26 protein-coding genes, 1 other RNA gene and 1 pseudogene are annotated in these 20,018 nt (G+C 73.5%); 11 read left to right on the top strand and 17 right to left on the bottom strand.

Annotated features, from left to right (window positions below; genetic code table 11):
* Positions 1–35: 35 nt before the first annotated feature.
* The 10 genes from CRP39_RS03425 to CRP39_RS03380 form a co-directional block, all read right to left on the bottom strand.
* A complete protein-coding gene (locus tag CRP39_RS03425; RefSeq protein ID WP_097204358.1) occupies positions 36–932 on the bottom strand; it encodes a type II secretion system F family protein in 897 nt (298 codons plus the stop codon).
* On the bottom strand, positions 932–1,873 hold the full coding sequence (locus CRP39_RS03420; protein WP_097205121.1) for a type II secretion system F family protein: 942 nt from the start codon (positions 1,871–1,873) through the stop codon (positions 932–934). Before CRP39_RS03420 ends, CRP39_RS03425 begins: the two co-directional genes overlap by 1 nt.
* Entirely contained in the window at positions 1,873–3,285 is a 1,413-nt protein-coding gene (locus CRP39_RS03415) for a TadA family conjugal transfer-associated ATPase (RefSeq protein WP_097204356.1), read from the bottom strand. The genes CRP39_RS03420 and CRP39_RS03415 overlap by 1 nt, the downstream gene beginning before the upstream one ends.
* Complete coding sequence (locus CRP39_RS03410) at positions 3,282–4,472, bottom strand: CpaE/TadZ family protein (protein ID WP_097204355.1); 1,191 nt, start codon at positions 4,470–4,472, stop codon at positions 3,282–3,284. The genes CRP39_RS03415 and CRP39_RS03410 overlap by 4 nt, the downstream gene beginning before the upstream one ends.
* Complete coding sequence (cpaB, locus tag CRP39_RS03405; protein WP_097204354.1) at positions 4,469–5,260, bottom strand: Flp pilus assembly protein CpaB; 792 nt, start codon at positions 5,258–5,260, stop codon at positions 4,469–4,471. Before cpaB ends, CRP39_RS03410 begins: the two co-directional genes overlap by 4 nt.
* Positions 5,261–5,268: 8 nt before the next feature.
* Entirely contained in the window at positions 5,269–6,327 is a 1,059-nt protein-coding gene (locus CRP39_RS03400) for a pilus assembly protein TadG-related protein (protein ID WP_245853540.1), read from the bottom strand.
* Positions 6,315–6,710 (bottom strand): TadE/TadG family type IV pilus assembly protein, encoded by a 396-nt coding sequence (locus tag CRP39_RS03395; RefSeq protein WP_097204352.1) that lies wholly within the window; start codon positions 6,708–6,710, stop codon positions 6,315–6,317. The genes CRP39_RS03400 and CRP39_RS03395 overlap by 13 nt, the downstream gene beginning before the upstream one ends.
* A gap of 98 nt (positions 6,711–6,808) precedes the next feature.
* Positions 6,809–7,021 (bottom strand): Flp family type IVb pilin, encoded by a 213-nt coding sequence (locus tag CRP39_RS03390; protein ID WP_097204351.1) that lies wholly within the window; start codon positions 7,019–7,021, stop codon positions 6,809–6,811.
* A gap of 211 nt (positions 7,022–7,232) precedes the next feature.
* On the bottom strand, positions 7,233–7,904 hold the full coding sequence (locus tag CRP39_RS03385) for a prepilin peptidase (RefSeq protein WP_097204349.1): 672 nt from the start codon (positions 7,902–7,904) through the stop codon (positions 7,233–7,235).
* Positions 7,905–8,091: 187 nt separating this feature from the next.
* Entirely contained in the window at positions 8,092–8,604 is a 513-nt protein-coding gene (locus tag CRP39_RS03380) for a DinB family protein (protein WP_097204347.1), read from the bottom strand.
* Positions 8,605–8,765: 161 nt separating this feature from the next.
* On the opposite strand from CRP39_RS03380, the gene CRP39_RS03375 reads away from it, so the two are divergent.
* From CRP39_RS03375 to CRP39_RS26640, 6 genes are all read left to right on the top strand, one after another.
* On the top strand, positions 8,766–9,845 hold the full coding sequence (locus tag CRP39_RS03375) for a sigma-70 family RNA polymerase sigma factor (protein WP_097204346.1): 1,080 nt from the start codon (positions 8,766–8,768) through the stop codon (positions 9,843–9,845).
* Positions 9,842–10,747, top strand: coding sequence for an STAS domain-containing protein (locus CRP39_RS03370; RefSeq protein WP_097204345.1), 906 nt, complete (start codon positions 9,842–9,844; stop codon positions 10,745–10,747). Before CRP39_RS03375 ends, CRP39_RS03370 begins: the two co-directional genes overlap by 4 nt.
* The gene (locus tag CRP39_RS03365; RefSeq protein ID WP_097204343.1) at positions 10,744–11,130 is read left to right on the top strand and encodes an STAS domain-containing protein; all 387 of its coding nucleotides are present in this window, start codon (positions 10,744–10,746) and stop codon (positions 11,128–11,130) included. Before CRP39_RS03370 ends, CRP39_RS03365 begins: the two co-directional genes overlap by 4 nt.
* A complete protein-coding gene (locus CRP39_RS03360) occupies positions 11,127–11,408 on the top strand; it encodes a phosphatase RsbU N-terminal domain-containing protein (protein ID WP_172442274.1) in 282 nt (93 codons plus the stop codon). Before CRP39_RS03365 ends, CRP39_RS03360 begins: the two co-directional genes overlap by 4 nt.
* 76 nt (positions 11,409–11,484) lie before the next feature.
* Positions 11,485–11,790 carry a hypothetical protein gene (locus CRP39_RS03355; RefSeq protein WP_097204340.1) on the top strand — a complete coding sequence of 102 codons (306 nt, stop codon included), beginning with the start codon at positions 11,485–11,487 and terminating at the stop codon, positions 11,788–11,790.
* Complete coding sequence (locus tag CRP39_RS26640; protein WP_172442273.1) at positions 11,787–11,942, top strand: hypothetical protein; 156 nt, start codon at positions 11,787–11,789, stop codon at positions 11,940–11,942. Before CRP39_RS03355 ends, CRP39_RS26640 begins: the two co-directional genes overlap by 4 nt.
* 19 nt (positions 11,943–11,961) lie before the next feature.
* Here CRP39_RS26640 and CRP39_RS03350 read toward each other — a convergent pair whose 3' ends face one another.
* Both CRP39_RS03350 and CRP39_RS26325 read right to left on the bottom strand, forming a co-directional pair.
* The gene (locus CRP39_RS03350) at positions 11,962–12,288 is read right to left on the bottom strand and encodes a TfoX/Sxy family protein (RefSeq protein WP_216359592.1); all 327 of its coding nucleotides are present in this window, start codon (positions 12,286–12,288) and stop codon (positions 11,962–11,964) included.
* 55 nt (positions 12,289–12,343) lie between these two features.
* Entirely contained in the window at positions 12,344–12,922 is a 579-nt protein-coding gene (locus CRP39_RS26325; RefSeq protein WP_097204338.1) for a hypothetical protein, read from the bottom strand.
* Between the two features lie 130 nt (positions 12,923–13,052).
* On the opposite strand from CRP39_RS26325, the gene CRP39_RS03340 reads away from it, so the two are divergent.
* The 3 genes from CRP39_RS03340 (at position 13,053) to CRP39_RS03330 (ending at position 15,020) form a co-directional block, all read left to right on the top strand.
* Positions 13,053–13,613, top strand: coding sequence for a dihydrofolate reductase family protein (locus CRP39_RS03340; RefSeq protein ID WP_097204337.1), 561 nt, complete (start codon positions 13,053–13,055; stop codon positions 13,611–13,613).
* A 41-nt stretch (positions 13,614–13,654) separates the two neighbouring features.
* The gene (locus CRP39_RS03335; RefSeq protein ID WP_097204335.1) at positions 13,655–14,035 is read left to right on the top strand and encodes a hypothetical protein; all 381 of its coding nucleotides are present in this window, start codon (positions 13,655–13,657) and stop codon (positions 14,033–14,035) included.
* 61 nt (positions 14,036–14,096) lie between these two features.
* On the top strand, positions 14,097–15,020 hold the full coding sequence (locus CRP39_RS03330; RefSeq protein WP_097205117.1) for a DUF6910 family protein: 924 nt from the start codon (positions 14,097–14,099) through the stop codon (positions 15,018–15,020).
* A 700-nt stretch (positions 15,021–15,720) separates the two neighbouring features.
* Here CRP39_RS03330 and CRP39_RS03325 read toward each other — a convergent pair.
* From CRP39_RS03325 to CRP39_RS03315, 4 genes are all read right to left on the bottom strand, one after another.
* A complete protein-coding gene (locus CRP39_RS03325) occupies positions 15,721–15,993 on the bottom strand; it encodes a hypothetical protein (protein WP_143426559.1) in 273 nt (90 codons plus the stop codon).
* Positions 15,966–16,220, bottom strand: coding sequence for a hypothetical protein (locus CRP39_RS26320; protein WP_143426557.1), 255 nt, complete (start codon positions 16,218–16,220; stop codon positions 15,966–15,968). Before CRP39_RS26320 ends, CRP39_RS03325 begins: the two co-directional genes overlap by 28 nt.
* Before the next feature lie 231 nt (positions 16,221–16,451).
* Entirely contained in the window at positions 16,452–17,135 is a 684-nt protein-coding gene (locus CRP39_RS03320) for a hypothetical protein (protein WP_245853538.1), read from the bottom strand.
* 622 nt (positions 17,136–17,757) lie between these two features.
* A complete protein-coding gene (locus tag CRP39_RS03315; RefSeq protein ID WP_097204331.1) occupies positions 17,758–18,423 on the bottom strand; it encodes a GAP family protein in 666 nt (221 codons plus the stop codon).
* Between the two features lie 75 nt (positions 18,424–18,498).
* Between CRP39_RS03315 and CRP39_RS03310 the strand changes: the two genes are divergently transcribed.
* Both CRP39_RS03310 and CRP39_RS28310 read left to right on the top strand, forming a co-directional pair.
* Positions 18,499–19,050 carry a TetR/AcrR family transcriptional regulator gene (locus CRP39_RS03310; RefSeq protein ID WP_097204329.1) on the top strand — a complete coding sequence of 184 codons (552 nt, stop codon included), beginning with the start codon at positions 18,499–18,501 and terminating at the stop codon, positions 19,048–19,050.
* A 112-nt stretch (positions 19,051–19,162) separates the two neighbouring features.
* Positions 19,163–19,444 (top strand): annotated as a pseudogene (locus tag CRP39_RS28310) (tyrosine-type recombinase/integrase); the annotation flags it as partial.
* Between the two features lie 131 nt (positions 19,445–19,575).
* Here the strand turns inward: CRP39_RS28310 and rnpB are convergent.
* Positions 19,576–19,976: RNase P RNA component class A (gene rnpB, locus CRP39_RS03300), an RNA gene on the bottom strand.
* Positions 19,977–20,018: the final 42 nt, after the last annotated feature.

The following is a 20,018-nucleotide window of genomic DNA, read 5'->3' as shown; positions in this document are numbered from 1 at the left end:
CGGGAGCGCAGTACGGCTGTGCTCACGCACCCCGGTCAGCCGCTGAAGGCGCCCACGATGTCCATCGCCGCGGGGCCGAGCAGGACGATGAACAGCGTCGGCAGGATGCACAGGATCAGCGGGAAGATCACCTTCACCGGGATCTGCATGGCCTTCTCCTCGGCCCGCTGCCGCCGCTTGAGCCGCATCTCCTGCGCCTGCGTGCGCAGCACGTCGGCGATCGAGACGCCGAAGGCGTCGGCCTGGACGACCGCCCGGATGAAGCGGCGCAGGTCGGGCACCGACGTCCGCTCGGCCAGGGCCAGGTAGGCCTCCCGGCGGGGCTGACCGACGGCGATGTCCTGCAGCGTCCGGACCAGCTCCTGCGCGAGCGGACCACGGCCGTTGCGCCCGGCCCGCGCCATCGCCGACTCGAAACCCAGGCCCGCCTCCACCGCGATGGTCATCTGGTCGAGGGTGTCGGCCAGCTCGAGGGCGATCGCCTTCTGCCGCTCCTGTCCCCGGCTGTACAGCAGGAGCTCGGGCACGACGTAGGCGACGCCGGTGAGGACGACGGCCATGAGCACGGTGAGGGCCCCGGGCCGGGCGGCGACCACCAGCGACCCGAGGACCGCCGACACCGCCGCGAGCACCAGCTTGGCGGCCACCAGCCGGGGCACCGGCCAGTCCGCCGGCCGGCCGGCGGCCCCGGCCAGCCGGTTCAGCCGGGCGACCGTGCCCATCGGGGTCAGCGCCCGCGCCAGTCGGGCCAGGAGCCGCGGACGGGAACGGACGGCCGCGGGCCCGCCGGCACCGGCGACGGCGAGCCCGCGGGCCAGGTTGGCCCGCGTCCGGGCGGCGGCGTCCTGCGGGCGGGCGAACAGCGCCCAGCCGAGCAGCGGGACGGCGAGGGCGACGGCCACGGCACCGGCGAGCACGGGAGCGGGTGTCATCAGAACCTGATCCGGACCGTCTTCGTGAGCCACAGCCCGCCGACGACCAGCAGGACCGCCGCGACGCCGAGCATGAGGTAGCCCGAGAGGCTCTCGGTGAACGCGGCGAGGTACCCGGGGTTGGTCATCGAGATGAACCCGAGGACCCCGAAGGGCAGCGCCATGAGCACCACCGCGGACAGCTTGCCCTCGGCCGACAGCGCCTTGACCTGCCGGCGGATCGCGTTGCGCTCACGGATGGTGTGCCCGACGGTGTCGAGGACCTCGGCCAGGTTGCCGCCGACCTCGCGGTGGATCGCGATGGCCTGGGCCGTCCAGCGGAAGTCGTCGCTCCCCATCCGCTCCGCCACCTCGTCGAGGGCGTCGCCGAGGTCCCGGCCGACCCGCGTCTCGTTGACGATGCGGGCGAACTCCCCCGACGTGGGCGCGGCCGCCTCGGTGGCGACCGAGTCCACCGCGCGCAGCAGGCTGTGGCCGGCTCGCAGGCTGCTGGCCATGAGCTGCAGCGAGTCGTCGAGCTGGTCGGCGAAGGCCGCCCGGCGCCGGGCCGCGCGCACGGCGAGCAACAGCCTGGTGCCTCCCGCGGGCAGGACCGCCAGGACGAGACCCGCGAGCACGCCGTCGACGAGGAAGCCGAGCGCGCCGAGGGCGACGGTGGCCAGGCCGACTCCCAGCACGAGGTCCGGCAGGGCGATCGTCATGCCCGCGCGCTCGAGCGCCGCCGCCCCGGCGGCCACCCGGCCGCGCTTGACCAGCACCCGCTCGACGGCCGCGCCGGCGGCGGCCGAGGCGCCGGCCAGCGCGGAGGACGGCGCTGCGACCGAGGGGTCCAGCCGGCTCAGCGGAACCCGGCGCTGCCCGGCGGGAAGGACGACCAGCGCGACCAGCAGCAGCGCCCCGGTCAGCGCAACCAGGCCGAGCAGCAGCAGCGCCGGCGACATCAGGCCCACCCCCGCCGGGGCGCCACGGTGCCGAAGACCCGCGACGAGACGGTGATCCCGAGCTCGTCGAAGCGGTCGGTGAACCGCGGGCGCACGCCCGTCGGCACCGGCTTGCCGAGGAACCGGCCGGAGGCGTCGACGCCGGCGGAGTAGTCGAAGACGAACGCGTCCTGCAGCGTGACCGTCTCGCCCTCCATGCCCTGTACCTCGGTCACGTGGGTGACCCGCCGGGTGCCGTCGCGCAGCCGGGTCAGCTGCACCACGACGTCGACGGCGGAGGCGATCTGCTCCCGGATGGCGCGCAGCGGCAGGTCCATCCCGGCCATGAGCACGAGCGTCTCCAGCCGGGCGACGGCGTCCCGCGGCGAGTTGGCGTGCACCGTCGACAGCGAGCCGTCGTGACCGGTGTTCATCGCCTGGAGCATGTCCAGACTCTCCCCGCCGCGGCACTCCCCCACCACGATGCGGTCGGGCCGCATCCGCAGCGAGTTGCGCACCAGGTCGCGGATCGTGATCGCGCCCCGGCCCTCGATGTTGGGCGGCCGCGACTCCAGCCGCACCACGTGGTCCTGCTGCAGTTGCAGCTCCACGGCGTCCTCGATGGTGACGATGCGCTCGCCTTCGGGGATGAACGAGGACAGCACGTTGAGCAGCGTCGTCTTCCCGGTGCCGGTGCCCCCGGAGACGATGATGTTCAGCCGCGCCTCGACGCAGGCGTGCAGCAGCTCGGCCATCTCCGGGGAGAGGGTGCCGAAGCCGATCAGGTCGTCGACGCCGAAGGGGTCCTTGGCGAACTTGCGGATGGTCAGCGTCGATCCGCTGAAGGCCAGCGGCGGGATGATCGCATTCACCCGGGACCCGTCGGCCAGCCGGGCGTCGACCAGTGGGGAGGACTCGTCGATGCGCCGTCCCACCCGGGAGACGATCCGGTCGATGACCCGGCGCAGGTGCTCCTCGGAGGTGAACCGGGAGCCGGTGCGCACCAGCTTGCCGCCCTGCTCGACGTAGACCATCTCCGGTCCGTTGCACATGATCTCGGTGACCGTCGGGTCGTCGAGCAGCCGCTGCAGCGGGCCGAAGCCGAGGACGTCGTCGGCCAGCTCGGCGGTGAGCCGCTGCCGCTCCTCGGCGCTGAGCGGGACCCGCTCCTCCTCGACGACCTCGTCGAGCTCGCCGAGCACGATGGTGCGCAGCTGGTCCTCCGACAGCGTCGGGTCGTTCATCCGGTTGCCCATGCGCTCGAACAGCGCCTTGGCCACGCGGTCCTTGAGCTTGCTGAGGGCGTCGGTCGGGGGTGCGGCCGGGGTCCCGGCACGAGGAGCAGGAACGGGTGCCGGGGCGCTCTCCACCGCCACGGCCTCCGGGGCGGCGTGCCGGCCCTGGGCGGCGGCCAGTCGGGACGCGAGGTTCACGAGGCCGCCCGGTGCTTGGCCCGGTAGCGGCCGGGCTTCATCAGCGGGGTGGCGGCGAAGCGGGCGACGAGCCGGCGCAGCTCCTTGACGGCCGGGTCCTTGCGCCCGCTGGCGAGGATGGGCACGCCCTGGTTGGTCGACGCCGGCACGGCGGCCGAGCGCGGGATGACGACGTCCACCCCCGTGCCGATCGCCGTCTCGACGTCGCGGACGGACAGTCCGCCCTTGGGGTCGGCGAGGTTCATGACCACGTGCCGGCCTGCCGGGATCATGCACAGCTCCCGCAGCACGTCGAGCTCCTTGCGCAGCCCGCGGACACCGGGGACGTCCATGCTGCTGAGCATCACGACGTCGGTCGCACGGTCGAGCGCGGCGAGGGTCTGCTCCGACAGGCCCGGCGCGGTGTCGACGACGACGTAGCGGAACTCCCGCGCCAGCGCGGTGAGCAGCCGGGTGACGTCGGCGCCGGTGACGGTGTCGCCGGCGGCCGGCGACTCGGCCCCGCACACGGCGTAGAGGCCGCTGGGGTGCTGGGTGAGGAAGGTCTTGAGGACCATCGTGTCCTCGCTGGCCGGACCCTGGACGGCGTCGGGCAGCGTGTACTCGGGCACCAGCCCGAGCGCCGAGGCGACGTCGCCGAACTGCACGTCGAGGTCGACCAGCACCGTCGACTGGGGTGCTGCGGTGGTGAGGCCGAGGGCGAGATTGGACGCGATGGTGGTCTTTCCGACCCCGCCCTTCGGCGAGGCGATGGTGATGACCCGCCCCGTGTAGCGCGCGGTCTCCTCCATCGGCCGCAGCACCCGTCGCCGGCCGGCAGCGGCCGACCCGGCACGCTCCACAGCGGCACGGATCTCCTCGACGTCCGCCCCGGGTGCGAGCAGATCCCGGATCCCGGCCCGCATGGCCGCCTGCAGCATCTCCGGCGAGGGCTCGGCCAGCAGGACGACGCTGATGCCCGGGCACTGGACGTCGAGCCGCTGGGCGAGGGGGAGCACCTCCTGCGGTGGCGCCAGGGGGCCGATGAGGAGCACGTCGGGCAGCTCGCCGTCGAGGAGCTGCTCGAACAGGCGCGCCGGGTCGCCGGGCAGACGGCCGGGCGGCAGCACCTGGACGTCACCGTCGGCCGCGACGTGCACGCGCTGACCCAGGTCGTCGTCGGCCGCGGCCAGGACCACTCGACTCACTTCGACCCCCCGTAGACGGTGCCCAGGCCGGCGAGCGAGTCGCCGTAGACGTTGCCCTGATTGACGATCTTGGTTCCGTCGGGGTCGGCGCCCTCTGGCTCGAGGGAGAGCCACACGGTGCCGTGCTCCATCCCGAACACGACGAGCTCGGCGTCCCTGGCCGGCACCGCGACCGTGACCATGAGGTTCCCCGATGGGGCCGCGCCGCCCGAGGAGGCCGTCTCGGTCCCCTCCTCGGTCGCTGCTGGTGCCGGGGCGCCCTGCACCTGGGTGACGAGGACCCCGTGCAGGGTCGCGTGAGTGACGCCGATCTTCTTGCCGGCGTCGTCCTCCAGGTCCATCGAGATGTAGACCCCGATCTCGTCCCCGGCCGTGATCCGGCCACCGATGGCGCGCTGCGGCTCGAGCAGGACGGCGACCTCGGACGTCCCCTCGGGCGGCGGGACCGTCCCGGGGAGGGAGAGGTCCTCCGGCGCGGCGAACCGGCTGGCCAGCAGCTGCTCGCCGGGCTGCAGGTCGACGGTGGCCACCTGCCCGGCGAGGGCGGCGAGATCGGTGACGGCCCCGTCGACGGCGGCCCTCGCCGGCAGCTGCTCGCTCCGCACCAGCTCGGCGAGCTGGTCGCCCGGCGTCCCCTCGGGGACCACCTGGTCGACCACGAGCACCTCCACGGTGCGCACCCCGGCCAGCGCGCGGGCGTCGGCGCCGCGCACGTAGGCCAGGAGGACCACGGTGCCGGCGACGGCGAGGACGAGCGCCGCGAGGGCGGCGAGCAGTCGGCGTCTCACGAGAGCCCCTATCGGATGAGTCGGAGGACCCAGGCGCCCAGCTGGGGGGCGTCGGAGTCGTAGTCGAAGGCGTGGCCCAGGTCGACGAAGCGGGTGAAGTAGCCGGTCACGCAGCGCTCGCTGCCACCGCACGGTCTGGAGGTGGAGCTGAACTGGCCGCCCAGGTGGTAGCCGGTCAGCCGGAAGGCCGCGTAGCCGTAGACCCGGTACCAGGCGTTGCTCCCGGTGTCGCCGAACCGGTCGAAGATCGGCAGCAGCACGGTCCGGCCCACCCACGAGGCGAAGTCGCCCGCGGAGCAACTGCTCGGTGGGGTGTTGCCGGTCGAGGAGTACGAGCGCTCCGCGACCGCGCTGGTGGCCCGGCAGTCGCCCGGGTCGCTGACCAGGTAACCGAAGCCCCCGGGGACGACGTTCTCCGACGGCCCGGTGCAGTCGACCGTCTCCGAGGACTTGGTCAGGTACACGGTGTGCTCGGTCGTGCCCGACGGCAGCCCCCCACCGGTCTGCTGCTCGAACTCGCACCAGGAGAAGGCGAGCGGCAGGACGGCGGTGCCGCCGCTGGGGCCACCCCAGGCCACCGTCGCGGTGGCCGACACGGTGGTCGCGTCGTGCCCGATCACGGGCGCGAACCAGTGCTCCTTCGGGGTCTGCCCGGAGACGGTGACGCGGTTGGGGTTCGTCGCCAGGACCGGTGGGGCGGCGTCGGCGCTGCCGGTGTTGGCGTCGACCATGCTCTGCGCGGTGGCCTGCATGTCCCCGCAGGCACCGCGGGCGCAGTCCGCGGCGACAGCGAGCGCGGCGGCGTCGGCCGCGGTCTGCAGCCGGGCCTTCTCGGCGTAGAGGGCGCCGATGTCGACCGCGATCGCGGTGAAGCCGAGCAGCGGGACGAGCAGCAGCGCGATCAGCACCGCCGACCCGCCGCGCTCGTCGGTCAGCCGCGCCCGGAGGTTCTTGCGGCCGCCCTGCGGCCCCGTCCCGGGCGCCGCTCTGAGCGTGCGAAGGGTGGGGAGGACGGGGTCCTCCACCGGGTGGCGGCGGGCAGGGGGGTCCTTCCTCAGCCGTTGCACCGCATGACCCCCGTTCCGGTCAGGTCGATGGACGCCCCGAAGAAGTCGGTGAGGAACGGCATCGGGTAGTCGATGGTCACGCGGACGTTGGTGGTGCCGGCCCCGGTGGCCGGGCAGGCGGCCGGGGTGACGGCGATCTGCGCGTCGGCGATCGCCGGGTCGAGCGTGGGGGCGGCGTCGCGGACGGCGGCGCGCGCCGCGGCCGGGTCGTTCTGCAGAGCCATGACCCGAGCGCCCTCACGGGCGGCGGCCGAGAGGGTGCCCTGCACCTGGAAGGCGTGGCCGAACTCCGCGATGCCGAGGACCAGGACGAGCAGCAGGGGCACGATGAACGCGAACTCCACCGCTGCCGCACCGCGCTGGTCGTGCATGCGATCCCGCATCGCTCCCCACCTCCTCCCTGGTCGTGTGGCCCGGATGTGCGCAGCGGCGCGGCGGCTCCCGGGGGAACGGGGGCCGCCGCGCCGCGAGCGGACGCGGATCAGGGGGTGGCGGCATCCTGGAGGTCGCCACCGATGCTGTTGAAGAGGGCCTCGAGCTGGTCGCTCAGGAAGATGACGGCCGTGATGATCGCGACGGCGATCAGGCCGACCATCAGGCCGTACTCGACGGCGGTGGCGCCCTTCTCCTCCCGCTCCAGGCGGTCCTTGGCGAAGGCGACGAGGGTGACGAGGGCGGCGTACGGGTGGATCACGGGAACTCCCTGGGGGACGGGCGCCGGCCGGTCCGGGTCGGTCGACCCGGCCTCGCGGCAGTAGGAGCGGTGTCGGTCGGACCGCGCGCCGACTTGAGGGGCATCCACCCGGTCGGTCGACCCCGGCCCCTCTCCCGGGTGCGCGGTCCCCGCAGAGCTCACGCGGCGTGACCGACGTCCGGTCGGCCGGCGGGTCAGGTACGTCCCGTCCTCAGGCGACGAGCGCGCTCCACCCGATGGCGAGTGCGGCACCGGCGAGCATCGCCGGCCCGAACGGCAGCTCCCCGCGCAGCCCGATGCGGCGGGTCGCGAGCAGTCCGACGGCGACCGCAGCCTGGACGACGAACCCGGCCGCCGCCCCCAGCACGACCGCCGGCCAGCCCAACCAGCCCAGGTACAGGCCGACGACGGCGGCGAGCTTGACGTCTCCCATGCCCAGCCCGCTGGGCGAGACCAGCGCCAGGACGAGGAAGGCCGCGAAGAGCGCTCCGGCGCCGACCACTGCTCGGAGCAGGGCCGGCCAGGCATCGTCCAGCACGGCCGGGAGCACCAGCAGGACCGCACCGGCCGCCAGGGACGGCAGGACCACCCGGTTCGGCAGCAGCCGGTGGCGCAGGTCCACCACCGCGAGCAGAACGCCCGCCCCGGTCAGGAAGAGGAAGGCGGGCAGCGGCGCCGACGGTCCGAAGCGCACGGCGGTGAGCGCGAACAGGAGGGCGGCTCCGACCTCCAGCAGCGGCGGCCGGACCGCTGCCGCACCCGGCCGGACGAGGTCGCGCACCGCGGCACCGGGCGGCCAGGGGAAGCGGCCGGCGGCTCGGTTGACCAGGACGCCGACGACGGCTCCCACCGCGGCCGCCGCGACCACGACGACGGCGCTCACCGGCTCCGCGCTCCCACAGCGGTCACGATGGCACGACCACGGGCGGCCCCCCGGCTGCGCCACCCCACCCTGTCGGGGGATTCGCCCGGCCGGGACGGCGGGCGGGCAGCCCCGCTCGTGGCGCGCCAGCGACCCTCTCAGTCAGTCACCGGCCCGTCGAGGGTCCTCCAGTGAGCGGCCCGGTCGCTCAGTAGTAGCCCGTGGTGCCGTCGAGCTGCTCGCGGAGCAGATCCAGGTGCCCGACGTGCCGGGCGACCTCCTCGACGAGGTGGAGGAGGATCCACCGCAGGGTCAGGCCGTCGGCGCCGTACTCGGCGTTCCTCCCGAGGTCGTCGAGGTCCGCCGCGGCGACGATCGCGTTCGAGGCGGCGCACTGGCGGGCGTACTCGTCGAGCAGCTGCGCCAGCGGGGTGTCGCCCACGCGGGGGTCGGCGGCGGCGTCCGCGCCGAACTGCGGGTTGCCGTCGGCCGGGCGGCCGAGGAAGAGCACGTCGAACCAGCAGTGCTCCACCCAGCGCAGGTGGTTCACCAGCCCCGCGACCGTCATGTCCGGGGACGTCGGCAGCAGCGCGCGGTGGGCGTCCTCCTCGGCCAGGCCCTCGCACTTGTAGTGCACCAGGGCGCGCTGCAGGTCCAGCCAGCCGACCAGCTGGGTGCGTTCGTCGGCCACGCCGGGCGGCCGGTTCCGGGGAGGCGTCACCCCGCCGGACCGTAGTGGGCCGCCCGCGGTACCCGCACCGCCGGCCACCGCCGTCATGCGGCCCCGTCGACGGCGTCCCGGTCGGCGGCCGTCGGCCCCGGCGGTCCGGCGGCCGTCCGTCGCCGCGCCAGGACGGTGGTCCCGGGGGTAGCGTCCGGCGGATGGCGGCCGTCGGGCCGGTGGGCTCCCCGGACCAGAGCTGCGCGTCTCCGGACGTCGCAGCGCTGATCCCGCTCGTCCGCCGGATCGTCGCCGCCCGCGTCCCGGACCGGGCGACCGTCGACGACCTGGTGCAGGAGACCCTCACCCGGGTGCTGGCCGCCGCCGGTCGGGTGGAGCCCGGGATGCTCGAGCCCTACGCGATCGTCACGGCGCGCAACGTCGTCGCCTCCATGTGGCGCGACCAGGACCGGCACCGGCGGCACCAGCACCGCGTCGTCGACCTGCGGCCCCCGCCGGCCCCCGACGAGGACGTCCTCGCCGGCGAGGACCGCGCCGCCGTCGCCGAGGCCCTCACCCGGCTGTCCGAGCGGGAGCGGACGACGCTGCTCGCCCACGAGGTCGAGGGCCGGGACACCCGCTCGCTGGCCGTCGAGCTCGGGTCCACCGCCGGTGCCGTGGCCGCCCAGCTCAACCGCACCCGCGCCCGGTTGCGGGTGGAGTACCTGCTGGTCTCCGAGCGGGTGGAGCCGCCCACCGAGCGCTGCCGGCCGGTCCTGCTGGCCATCTCCAGCGGCGAGCGACGCCGTCAGCGGGAGGTCGACGCCGCCCGTCACCTGCTGGAGTGCGAGGTCTGCGCACGGCTGTCCGAGCCGCTGATGGAGCGCGGGCGGGCCCGGGACGACGCCGTGCGGGTCCCGGTCCGCGGGGACGCCGACATCGTCGCCGCCCGGCAGGCCGCCCGTGAGCTGGCCACCCGGCTGCGGTTCTCCCCCACCGACATCACGCTGATCGCCACGGCCGTGTCCGAGATGGCCCGCAACATCGTGCGCTTCGCCGACTCCGGCGAGGTCGTGGTGACGGAGCTGGAGGAGCCCCGGTGCGGCATCTCGATCGTCGCCCGTGACGCCGGCCCGGGGATCCCGGACGTCGAGCGGGCGCTGCAGGACGGCTACAGCACCTACCAGGGGCTCGGCCTCGGGCTGCCCGGCGCCCGGCGGCTGATGGACGAGTTCGCGGTGGTCTCCGAGACCGGACGCGGCACGACGGTGACCATGACGAAGTGGCGAGGAGAGGCATGAGCAGGAACGAGAACCCGACCGTGACCGCGGCTGCGTCCGACGGTACCGGCCATCTCGACCAGGACGGCCTGCTCCCCCAGCTCGTCGCGCACCTGCGCGAGCACCGGACGCGGCTGCGCCAGGAGTGGGCCCGCCGCATCCAGGAGGCGCACCTGCTGCAGGCGATGACGTCCCAGGAGATGACGGCCGAGACCACGCTGGTCTACGACAACTACGTCGAGGTGCTGGAGACCGGCAGCGTCGAGGCGCTGCAGCACTACGCCCGCGACCTGTCCGAGCGGATCATCCCCCGCGGCGTGGAGACCAACGAGGTCGTCGGGATCGTGCTGCTGCTGCGCGACGTCCTGGCCCGCTCGCTGTTCGAGAAGTACCAGCGTGACTTCTCCCTGCTCAACCGGGTGCTCGACGCCTACGAGCCGGCCGCCAACCGGATCGCCAACACCGTCGCGGTGAGCTTCGTGGAGGAGCGCGAGCGGGTCATCCGGCAGCAGCAGGACTCCATCCGCGAGCTGTCGACCCCCGTGCTGCCGGTGCGGGAGCGGCTGCTCATCCTGCCGATCATCGGGGTGCTCGACCGCGAGCGGGCCCGCCAGCTCACCGTGCAGCTCCTCAGCGGGATCCGCACGCACCGCGCCAAGGTGGTCGTCGTCGACATCACCGGCGTCCCGGACGTCGACGAGTCCGTGGCCAACCACCTCGTACGGACCGTCGACGCCTCCCGGCTGATGGGCGCCAGCGTGATCATCACCGGGCTGTCGCCGGAGATAGCCCAGACGCTGGTGACGATCGGCGTCGACCTGTCGAAGATGAACACGATCGGCGACCTCCAGGGCGGACTGGAGGAGGCCGAGCGGCTGCTGGGCTACTCGGTCGCCCGGGACGACGGGGTCGGTGGGCCATGACCAGCCCGCGGCTGTTCTCGATCCTGCGGCAGGGGCTCCACCTGATCGCCTCGGTGCACACCGCCCTCGACGACTCCCAGCTCGTGCGTTTCCAGGCGGACCTGGTCGAGCGGATCGGCGCCGACCGCGCCCGCGGTGTCGTCATCGACGTGGCCGCGCTCGACGTCCTGGACTCCTTCGGGTCGCGCACGCTGCGCGACATCGCCGAGATGGCCCGGCTGCGCGGCGCGGTCACCGTGATCGTCGGCATCCAGCCCGACGTCGCGTTCGCGATGGTGGAGCTCGGCATGGACACCGGCTCGGTCGTCACCGCGCTGGACCTGGAGGAGGGCCTGGCCGAGCTGGACCGGTGCCTCGCGGCGTCGCCGCTGCCGGGGCCGTGACGGCGCAGGAGGACCTCCTCCGCGACTACCGGGCCGCGTTCCTGCGTTTCCTGGCCCGGCGCGAGGAGTTCGCGCTGACCGCGGGGTACCAGCTGGGCCGGACCGCGCTGGCCGCCGACCGGAGCCTGCTCGACGTCGTCCACGTGCACCACGTGGTCCTGGCCGAGGTGCTGCGGGACGGTCCGGCCGACGAGGTGCCCGAGCTCGCCCGGGCGGCGTCCGGATTCCTGGTCGAGGTGCTGGCCAGCTACGACATGGCCCGCCGCGGCCCTCCCTGAGCTCCCGTCATCCCCGGGCCTGCGCCTCGTCTTCTCCCCTGACCGGCCGTCCCACGAACGCGAGGAGGTGGCGACCGTGACCGTTCGCGACGCCGTCCCACACAGCAGCCCGCCCGCGGGGACCCCGCCGGCTCGCGTGGCGGCCGGGTCCCGCCGGGAGGTCGTGGAGCTGTTGCGGCGGCTGGCCGTGTACGTGGAGACGGCCGCGGTGCTCGACGAGCGGGCCGGGCGGTGCGGGAGCCCGCACCTCGCGGCGGTGCTGCGCGAGCGCGCCGCGGCCCGGCGGCGGACGGCGGAGCTGGTCCGGGCCGACCTCGCTGCGCAGGGTGTTGCCACCGTCCTCCGGCGTCCTTCCCCCAGGGCCGCACGGGCGTCGTCGTGACCGCGATGGTCTGGGCGCTGCTCGCCTGGCTGCTCGTGACGGGCACGACCGCCGTGCTGTACGACCGGACGCTGTTCCGACCCGACGACCGGCCGCGCGACCGGCGCGCGGAGTCGCGCCGGTGCCGCGCGCACGGCACGCGTCGCTGGTGACCGCGGACGGGCCTGGCACCTAGGGCAGCTGCGCCAGGAAGTCCAGCGCCCGCCGGAGCCAGCCGTCCAGCTCGGCGTCCGTGGCGTACCCGGCGGGTCCGACGAGGACGAAGGCGGCCATCCGTCGCCCACCCAACTCCATGGGCTCGACGTGCGGCTCCTCGAGAGCGCCGGCCACCGCGTCCGGGCCGACGCGGATCAGCAGCCCGGTGCCGGTGACGCCGCAGCACATGCGCCCGTCGACGGAGAAGGAGAGCCCGCCGCCGACCATCCGCTTCTCGACGACGTCGCCGCGCGGGCCGAGCAGCCGTCGCACGCGGTCCGCGGTGAGGTGGTCGTGGGCCACGGCTACGCGGCGGGAACGACGGCGAACGGCACGGACGCCATCCTGCCTCCCGTGCTCAGGGCTGGACCCGGCACCAGTCCTGCAGGGCCTCCCGGGCACCGCGCCACGGGTCCGCGTCGCTCTCGTCGAGGGTCGTGCGGGTGGCGAGGCCGTCGTGCAGGTCGGTGACGGCGGCCATGGCCGGTGCGGCTGCCGTGGGCAGTCCGCCGCCACCCCGCGTCGCGGCCTCCTGCGCCTGCTGCCACGCCGCCCGCATGTCGGCGGCCGCGTCAGCGCGGTCGCCGCTGCCGCCGGCCTCGGCGAGAGCGACGTCCTCGTAGCGGGTGACCGCGTCTGTGAGCGCGTCCACCACGTCGGCGCACGCCGCGACCACGGGCGACACGGTGAGGGATGCCTCCTCCGCGGCCTCCTCCGCCGCGGCCGCCTCGACCGCCGCAGGGTCCGGCTCCGGGGCGCGCGGCGCGGGGTCGGGCGGGGCGGGGTCGGGCGGGGCGGGGTCCGGCGGCGCGGAGTCGGGGGCGACCGTCGCCGGGCTCGGGTCGGCGACGGGGTCACCGGACCCGTCCTCCCCGCTGCAGCCGCACAGGACCAGGACGGCGAGCACCGGGCCCAGCAGCGCTCCACGGGTGCGCACACCCCACGGTGACATCCGGACGGCGCGCCGTCCACGGCACCGATGAGATCCTGCACCGGCCATCGTCTCCCCCACGACACGACCACCGGCGCGGGACCGTCCCCGCACCGAGACATCAGAGGAGCAGGCTTTGGGCGCGATCAAGGTGCACGAGTTCACCACCGTCGACGGGGTCGTCGACGCCCCGATGTGGACGGTCGACTACGGGTTCCCCGAGGACCTCGCCGCCTCCATCGGGGCGCTCACGGCCTCCTCGTCGGGCATCCTGCTCGGCCGCACGACCTTCGAGATGTTCGCGCCGGCCTGGTCCACGCGGACCGCGGAGGACGACGAGGGCGCGCCGTTCTTCAACGAGACCCGCAAGTACGTCGTCTCCTCGACCCTCGCCGACGCCGAGGCCGTGTGGCAGAACTCGACCGTGGTGGGGGCCTACGACGCCGGCCGCCTGCGGGCGCTCAAGGACGAGGTGGACGGCGACCTGTACGTGAGCGGCAGCGCCACGCTCGTGCGGGCCCTGCTCGCCGACGGCTTGGTCGACGAGCTGCACCTGTACGTGTACCCGCTGGCGGTCGGGACGGGCATCCGGCTGTTCCCGGACGGCGCGCCGCGGACGCCGATGTCGCTGCTCGGCGCCGAGGGCCTGAGCAACGGGGTGGCGCACCTGACCTACGGCGCGCCTGCGGCCGGCTGAGCCGTCTCCGGACTGTCGCCGCCCGCGGGGAGGATCGGGGCATGGCTGCCTTCTTCCTCCCGCGGGCGAGCGACGACGAGCAGGCGGAGCGGCTCTACGACGCCCTCGCCGAGTTCGCCGGTGTTGAGCCCGCTCCCCCGGCCCGGCGCGTCCACTCGATCACCTTCGCCCAGGACGGCGCGCAGTGGGTCGCGGAGGTCGGGGAGGAACTGCGCGGGCAGCGGACCACCCAGCAGCTGCGCCGCGGCGAGCTCATCGAGCGGACCGAGACCCTCACGTCGACGTCTCGGGTGCTCGCCGTCTACCCGGGCACGCCGTTCGTCGTCGTCACCGACGCCCAGCCGATCACCGGTACGCCGTCGGAGTGGGCCAACCCGTTCTCCGCCCAGCCGGACGCGGTGACCTGGTTCGACCCCCGGTGAGCCGTCCCGCAGCCGGCGGCTGGGCGGGCGAGCTGCGGTTCCTGCGCGCACAGTGGGCCCGGTGCGGGTGTTCGTGGACGGGCTGAGTGCCCTGCGATTCGACGACGGGACACCGGTGACTGCGGCCTCCGGCATCGCACCGCTGGGCGATGGCTGGCTCATCACGCAGGACGACGCCACGTTCGCTGCCTGGCACCGCGACGGTGGGATCAGCCCCGTCCGGGTGCTGCCGCCGGTCGAGGGCCTCGATCGGTTCACCGAGGCGCAGGGGACCAAGCGGCTCAAGCCGGACCTCGAGGTCGCCTGCCCGGCCGAGGTGGACGGCGAGGCGGCCGTCCTGCTCCTCGGGTCGGGCTCCTCGGCGCGGCGCAAGCGGGGCGTGCTCGTGCGGCTGGAGGACGGGCGGCCCGTGGTGGCGGCCGGCGACCTGGATCTGCTCTACGAGCGTGTCGCCCAGCAGCTGGGGCTGACCATGGACCAGCTCAACCTCGAGGGCGCCAGCCGGCACGGCAGCGTGGTCCGCTGGTACAGCCGCGGCAACCTGGCAGCGGGAGTCGCCTCCGGCAGCGTGGACGTCCCCCTGGGAGCTCTGGTCGCCGCCGTCCTCGGCCGGGTCGACGCGGGGTCGGTGCCGGTCGGGCAGCCACGCGTCTACGGGCTCGGCGCGGTCGACGGGGTCGGTCTGGCGGTGACCGACGCGATCGCGCTGCCGGACGGACGGGAGCTCCTGAGCGCGGCCGCCGAGGACAGTCCCAACCCCGTCGACGACGGCCCGGTCGTGGCCACGGCACTCGCCCTGGTGGACGGGGGAACGGTGCTGGACGTCGCTCCGATCCCCGAGGCCGACAGCCGCGTGCACAAGATCGAGGGACTGGCCCTGCGTGCCGTTCGCGGCGACCAGGTGCAGCTGCTGGCCGTCGTGGACGCCGACGACCCGGCGGCGCCGTCGGCCGAGCTGGAGCTGCGCGTCGACCTGGCGCCATGAGCGAGCTCACGCCGGGTCCGGTGTCTCAGGACGGCAACGTCGACGAGGGGGCGGCCGTGTCCGTGGACTGGCCGACTGAGGCGTCTCCGCGGGAACGTCGTCAAGCCACCCGCCTTGACCGCGTTCCAGCGGGAACGTCCGAGGCCGGGCCGTCCTTGCTGCAACCAATGAGAGGCGACGGACGAGTCGGCCTGTACGCCGGAAACCGTGAAGGCTGATTCGACCATCGTTGGCCATCGTTGAATGCGACGCTTGAGCAGCGATTTTGCCGTTGGCGGCAGACGGCCGCCGACGGCTGTTCGCGGCCGAGTTGCGGACTCTGTGCGGACCGTGGAGCCGCTGGCGGGCGGTCGATCGCCGCCCGCCGCGTTTCTCTGAAGTCCCGGGCAGCCCCTGCCGGGGAGAGCCGTTCCAGGCTGAAGATGGTGCGCGGCCACCCGTAGACGCCGTAGTCGCCTGGTCGATGGAGGCCGTTCTGAAGTCGGGCGCGGGGAGCAGAGCTGTGGGCCGTTTCGTGTGCTGCGAGCACGAGGATCAGATTCACCGTTCCCTGCAGCTTCCACGGGTGAAGTGGTCGGCCAGCGAACTCGGCGGATGATGCTCAACAAGGGGACAGCCCCGGTGTTGGCGGGGCTGTCCTGGGCGGCTCGCGGTGTGCCAGTCAAGAGGTCTCTCAGATGCCTGGGCCTGTCGCAAGTCGTCAGGTTGACCGTACTCCCAACTTCGCTGATTCAACCGTGTCAACGGCAGGAAAGGCTGACCACTGAAGTGACCCCGGTCCGGCGGACACCTCGTTCCGTGTCAGGTGCACGTTCTCGTAGTCGGTGGGGCTGAGGTTGCCGGGTCGGGAGTGCCGGCGGCGGGTGATGTAGAAGCCCTCGAGGTAGGAGAAGACCTCCATCTCGTGCCGGGTGGGCCAGGCGCGCAGGTAGATCAGCTCGGACTTCAGGGTGGTGGACAGTGATTCGGCCATGGCGTGGTCGAAGGCGCGCCCGACGCGGCCCATCGAGGCGGCACAGGTAGGTGTTGCGACGACCGGTTGAGTCCGAGCTGGCTGCCGCGGTGGGTGTGGTGCACGGTTCCGGCCGGCGGCTTGCGGCTGGTGATGGCCATGCCGACGGCATCGAGGACGAGCTCGGGGAGGCTGCTGCGGTCGACGTCGAAGATGAGGGCCGCCAGGTCCAGCAGGTCCTCGGTCACCGGCGGCACCGACCCGGCGGCCGGTGAGGGCGGCGGCCGGTGGGGGCGGGGCCCAGCCGTCATGGTCATCGACGAGTTGACGCGTCGCCTGGTCCACTGTTCCGGGACATCGGCACGGGTGACCCGGATGGCAGCAAGAACGTCCTGGTCCTTCGACGCGCCGGCTCACGTCCGACGCCGGCGACGGAGACTGGACCTGTCCGGGACGTAACCCGTCGACGACCCGGCTGCTCAGTGGTCGCTGTCCGCGTCCTCGCGCAGCTGGTCGGGGTGCATGCGCCGCTCGACCAGGTCGATGGCGACGTCGTCGGCCGTCCTACCGGCCGCGTAGGCGTACCCACGCAGCACCGCGAGCGCATCCGCAGCCGGCAACTCGAGAGCGATCACGAGCATGCCCACGGCCATCCACAGTCGGCCTCTGCGCTGCGCATCCGGGGTGTCCGACCAGGTCGGCAGCTCGGTCGGCGTCCACACCGACCAGTCGGCGGCCACGGCGAGGTGGTCGGAGACGAGCTCGGCGACGCACCGGGCCTCGAAGACGTCGACGGCGGTGGCCCCGTCGGGATCGGCGAGATAGAGGTCGACGGCTCCCACGCCCTTCAACCGCCCGTGCAGGGACAGCGCGAGCACGCTGCGCAGCGGCGTGTGGGTGACCAGCAGGTCGTGGAAGGCCGGCCACCGGCGGGCCAGGATCTCCTCGGTCGCGAACACGGGGAACCCGGACTCGGCGGCGAGCAGGCACGGCCCGCTGCCGGCGGTGAACTGCAGCCGTTCGGCGGTGGAGGCCACCTCGCTGCTGGCCGCCAGGGGTGCCCGCAGGCCCGGCTCCCCGTGGACACTCAGGCCGACCCCCTCGACGGGGAGCACCGTGGCGGCGGCGTGAGCCAGCCCGCACCGGCAGCAGGTCCGGGTCATCGCCGGCAGTGCCGACGTCCCCGTCGAGCGCCTCGACGAAGCGGATGGCGACGTCCACTGCGAGCTTGCCTCCTCTCTGTTTCGGCGTACCGGCGGGCGACTCCCGGCCGATCCCTACCCGCTCACGGTCACCGCCATGTCGCGTCCGCCCAACGCGCCACCGAGGAGGAGCCGCCGGCAGGTCGAAGATGTCCCATGTCCTGCTCCGTCGGTGTGCATCCGCCCGTGCAGTCGAACTCGACCGGCACCCCCTCGCGCCACCCGACGGCCGCGGTGAGACCGCAGCGTGGACAGGTTTCCCACGTGACCCGTTCGCTCGCCATGTCTCTCCCGGCCGGCATGTGAACACCGGCGAAGGGGGGCATCAACCCTCGGTTCGAGCCACGCGCACCCCGCGGACCGCAACGGCCCTACCCGCACACAGGACGCGCGAACCCCGACGCCGGGGCCCACGCGGGACAGCACGAGGTCAAGCGAAACGACGACAGCCGCCGGCTGCATCTGACGCACCCGCCGGAGCGCTGCGTCGAATCTCCCGACTCGCGGCAGTAGCAAGCCCTCGTCCGTCCGTGTCCGCGCAGCTGGGACTGCCCCCAGTCCGGTTGACTCGTTCCGGTAGGGGTCAGGCCGCTGCTGCGATGGCGATCACGGCGGCCGCGAGCAGGAACAGGCCTAGGGCGCCGGGGATGCTGCGAGGCACGGTGCGCGCTTGGCCGATGCGGTCATAGACCCGCTGGAGTCGCCGGCGCACCCGCTCACCGTGGAGGGTGCCGACTCCGAGCAGCAGCAGGCAAGGCAGGCAGTACAAGACGGCGTAGCCGGCCAGTATCCACAGTCCGGTTGTCAGGGGCACGTCGGCGGTGACCAGGCGCTCGATGGCGATCAGGTACGGAAAGGCGTTGGGCAGGTCGGCAGCCGTGACCAGCACCGCGACGGGTGCAGCGGTCCATGGGCCGAACCAGCGGGGCAGGACGACTGCCGACCGTTGCTGGGGGCGCAGTCGACGAACGGCCGCGGCCAGCAGAAGCAGCGCGGCCAGACCGAACGCGCCCCGGCGCACCCACACCAGCCCGCCGGTGACCACGTCGGCGGCCAGGTCTGCGCCGGCGTAGACGGCGACCCCGACGGTGAGGACGGCCAGGTAGGCCCCGGTCACGTACGCCAGCGCGGTGGCGAGCCGGCGCTGCAGAGGCGCCAGCAGGATCAGGGCGACACCGGCGATCGTGGCCGGGTTCAACGAGTCGAGGGCAGCCAGCCCAGTGATGCCGACCAGCAGGGTGGCAGTCATCGCGGAGTTCGCGTCGTCATGAGACGATAGTATCTCATGTGAGACGCTTGAATCTCAGTCAGGTAGGGTGTCGCCGTGCCCGAACAGTCGCTCCTGTCCCGCGCGGCCGAGGTCCTGTCAACCGCACCGACCGCGTCCATGGACGAGATCGCCGCAGCTGCGGGCATCAGCCGGGCCACTCTGTTCCGGCGGTATCCGAACCGGCAGGTGTTGGTGTCCGCGGTAGCCCGCGCAGCCGCGGAGGCCTACGTCGTCGCCACAGACGCCGCCCGTCTCGAGGAAGGCCCGCCGGATGACGCCGTGCGCCGGCTCATCGCCGCACTGGTCCCCCTGGGACTTCGATTCGGGTTGCTGACGTCCCAGCCGCTGGACGAGCTGGTGGAGAAGGACCTCCTGACGCTGGTGCACGACAGCGATGAACAGCTGCGCGAACTGGTCCGCCGCGGGCAGGAGGACGGCGTCTTCCGCGTCGACCTCAGTGCCGAGTGGGTCGTCATCATGGTGACGTGGTTGCTCGTCGGCGGCGCCGACGGCGTCCGACTCGGACAACTCGCCGAACGAGAGGTCGAACGACTCGTGACCGAGACGGTGCTGAGCGCGTTGAGACGGCCACACAGCCAGCGCTGACCGGTCGCCATTCCTCTGCTGCGCGACCCGACATGGAACTTCCCACGGCACACCATGCCCGACGCCAGTCCTGACGACCACAGCAGTCCCCGAGACGCAGGCATCCGTCCGCGTGGTCCCACTTCCTCAGGTCGTCGTCGACGCCCTCACGGTCCACCTCGCCACGTGGCCGGCCGACGAGTTCGTCTTCACCACCGAACTCGGCGACCCGATCCGGCGCACGGGGTTCTCCGCGGCCGTGTGGCGACCCGCGGTGCGACGCGCGGGGCTCAGCGGCGTGACCATGCACTCCCTGCGGCACTTCTACGCGAGCCTGCTCATCCGGCACGGGGAGTCGGTGAAGACCGTCCAGGCCCGTCTCGGCCACGCCAGCGCCGCCGAGACGCTCGACACCTACAGCCACCTCTGGGCCCGACTCGGACGACCGGACCAGGGCCGCCGTCGGCTCCGTGCTCGGCCGAGTTGCGGACTCTGTGCGGACTGCCGCTCCCCGCTGACCACATTAGGGCTGGGCAGCGGGGGCGACGGACGAGTCGGCCTGTACGCCGGGTTCTGTCCACGGGTGCCTTGCGGCCTCCCGATGGGCGGTCATCCCTCTAGGCCTGCCGTTGCCGGCACGCTCAAGCGGTCCACCCGCAGGCATCGGGCGGGCAGCCCTCGAACGCCTGCGCAGGACGGTGGTCTCCCGCCGTCCCTCTCGACCTTGCTCCGGGTGGGGTTTACCGAGCCACACCGGTCACCCGGTGTGCGGTGGTCTCTTACACCGCCGTTTCACCCTTACCAGTGCACGCACTGGCGGTCTGTTCTCTGTGGCACTGTCCCGCGGGTCACCCCGGGTCGCCGTTAGCGACCACCCTGCCCTGTGGAGCCCGGACGTTCCTCGGCGACGGGGTCTCCCCCGCCGACGCGACCGCCCAGCCGACTCGTCCGTCGTGCCGGCCAGTCTAGTGACCACGCCGGGTGGGCGC

It is taken from the genome of Geodermatophilus sabuli (genome assembly GCF_900215145.1).
Taxonomy (GTDB): Bacteria; Actinomycetota; Actinomycetes; order Mycobacteriales; family Geodermatophilaceae; genus Geodermatophilus; species Geodermatophilus sabuli.
The sequence above is the reverse complement of the archived record's forward strand: the minus strand, read 5'-3'. Positions and strand labels throughout refer to the sequence as shown.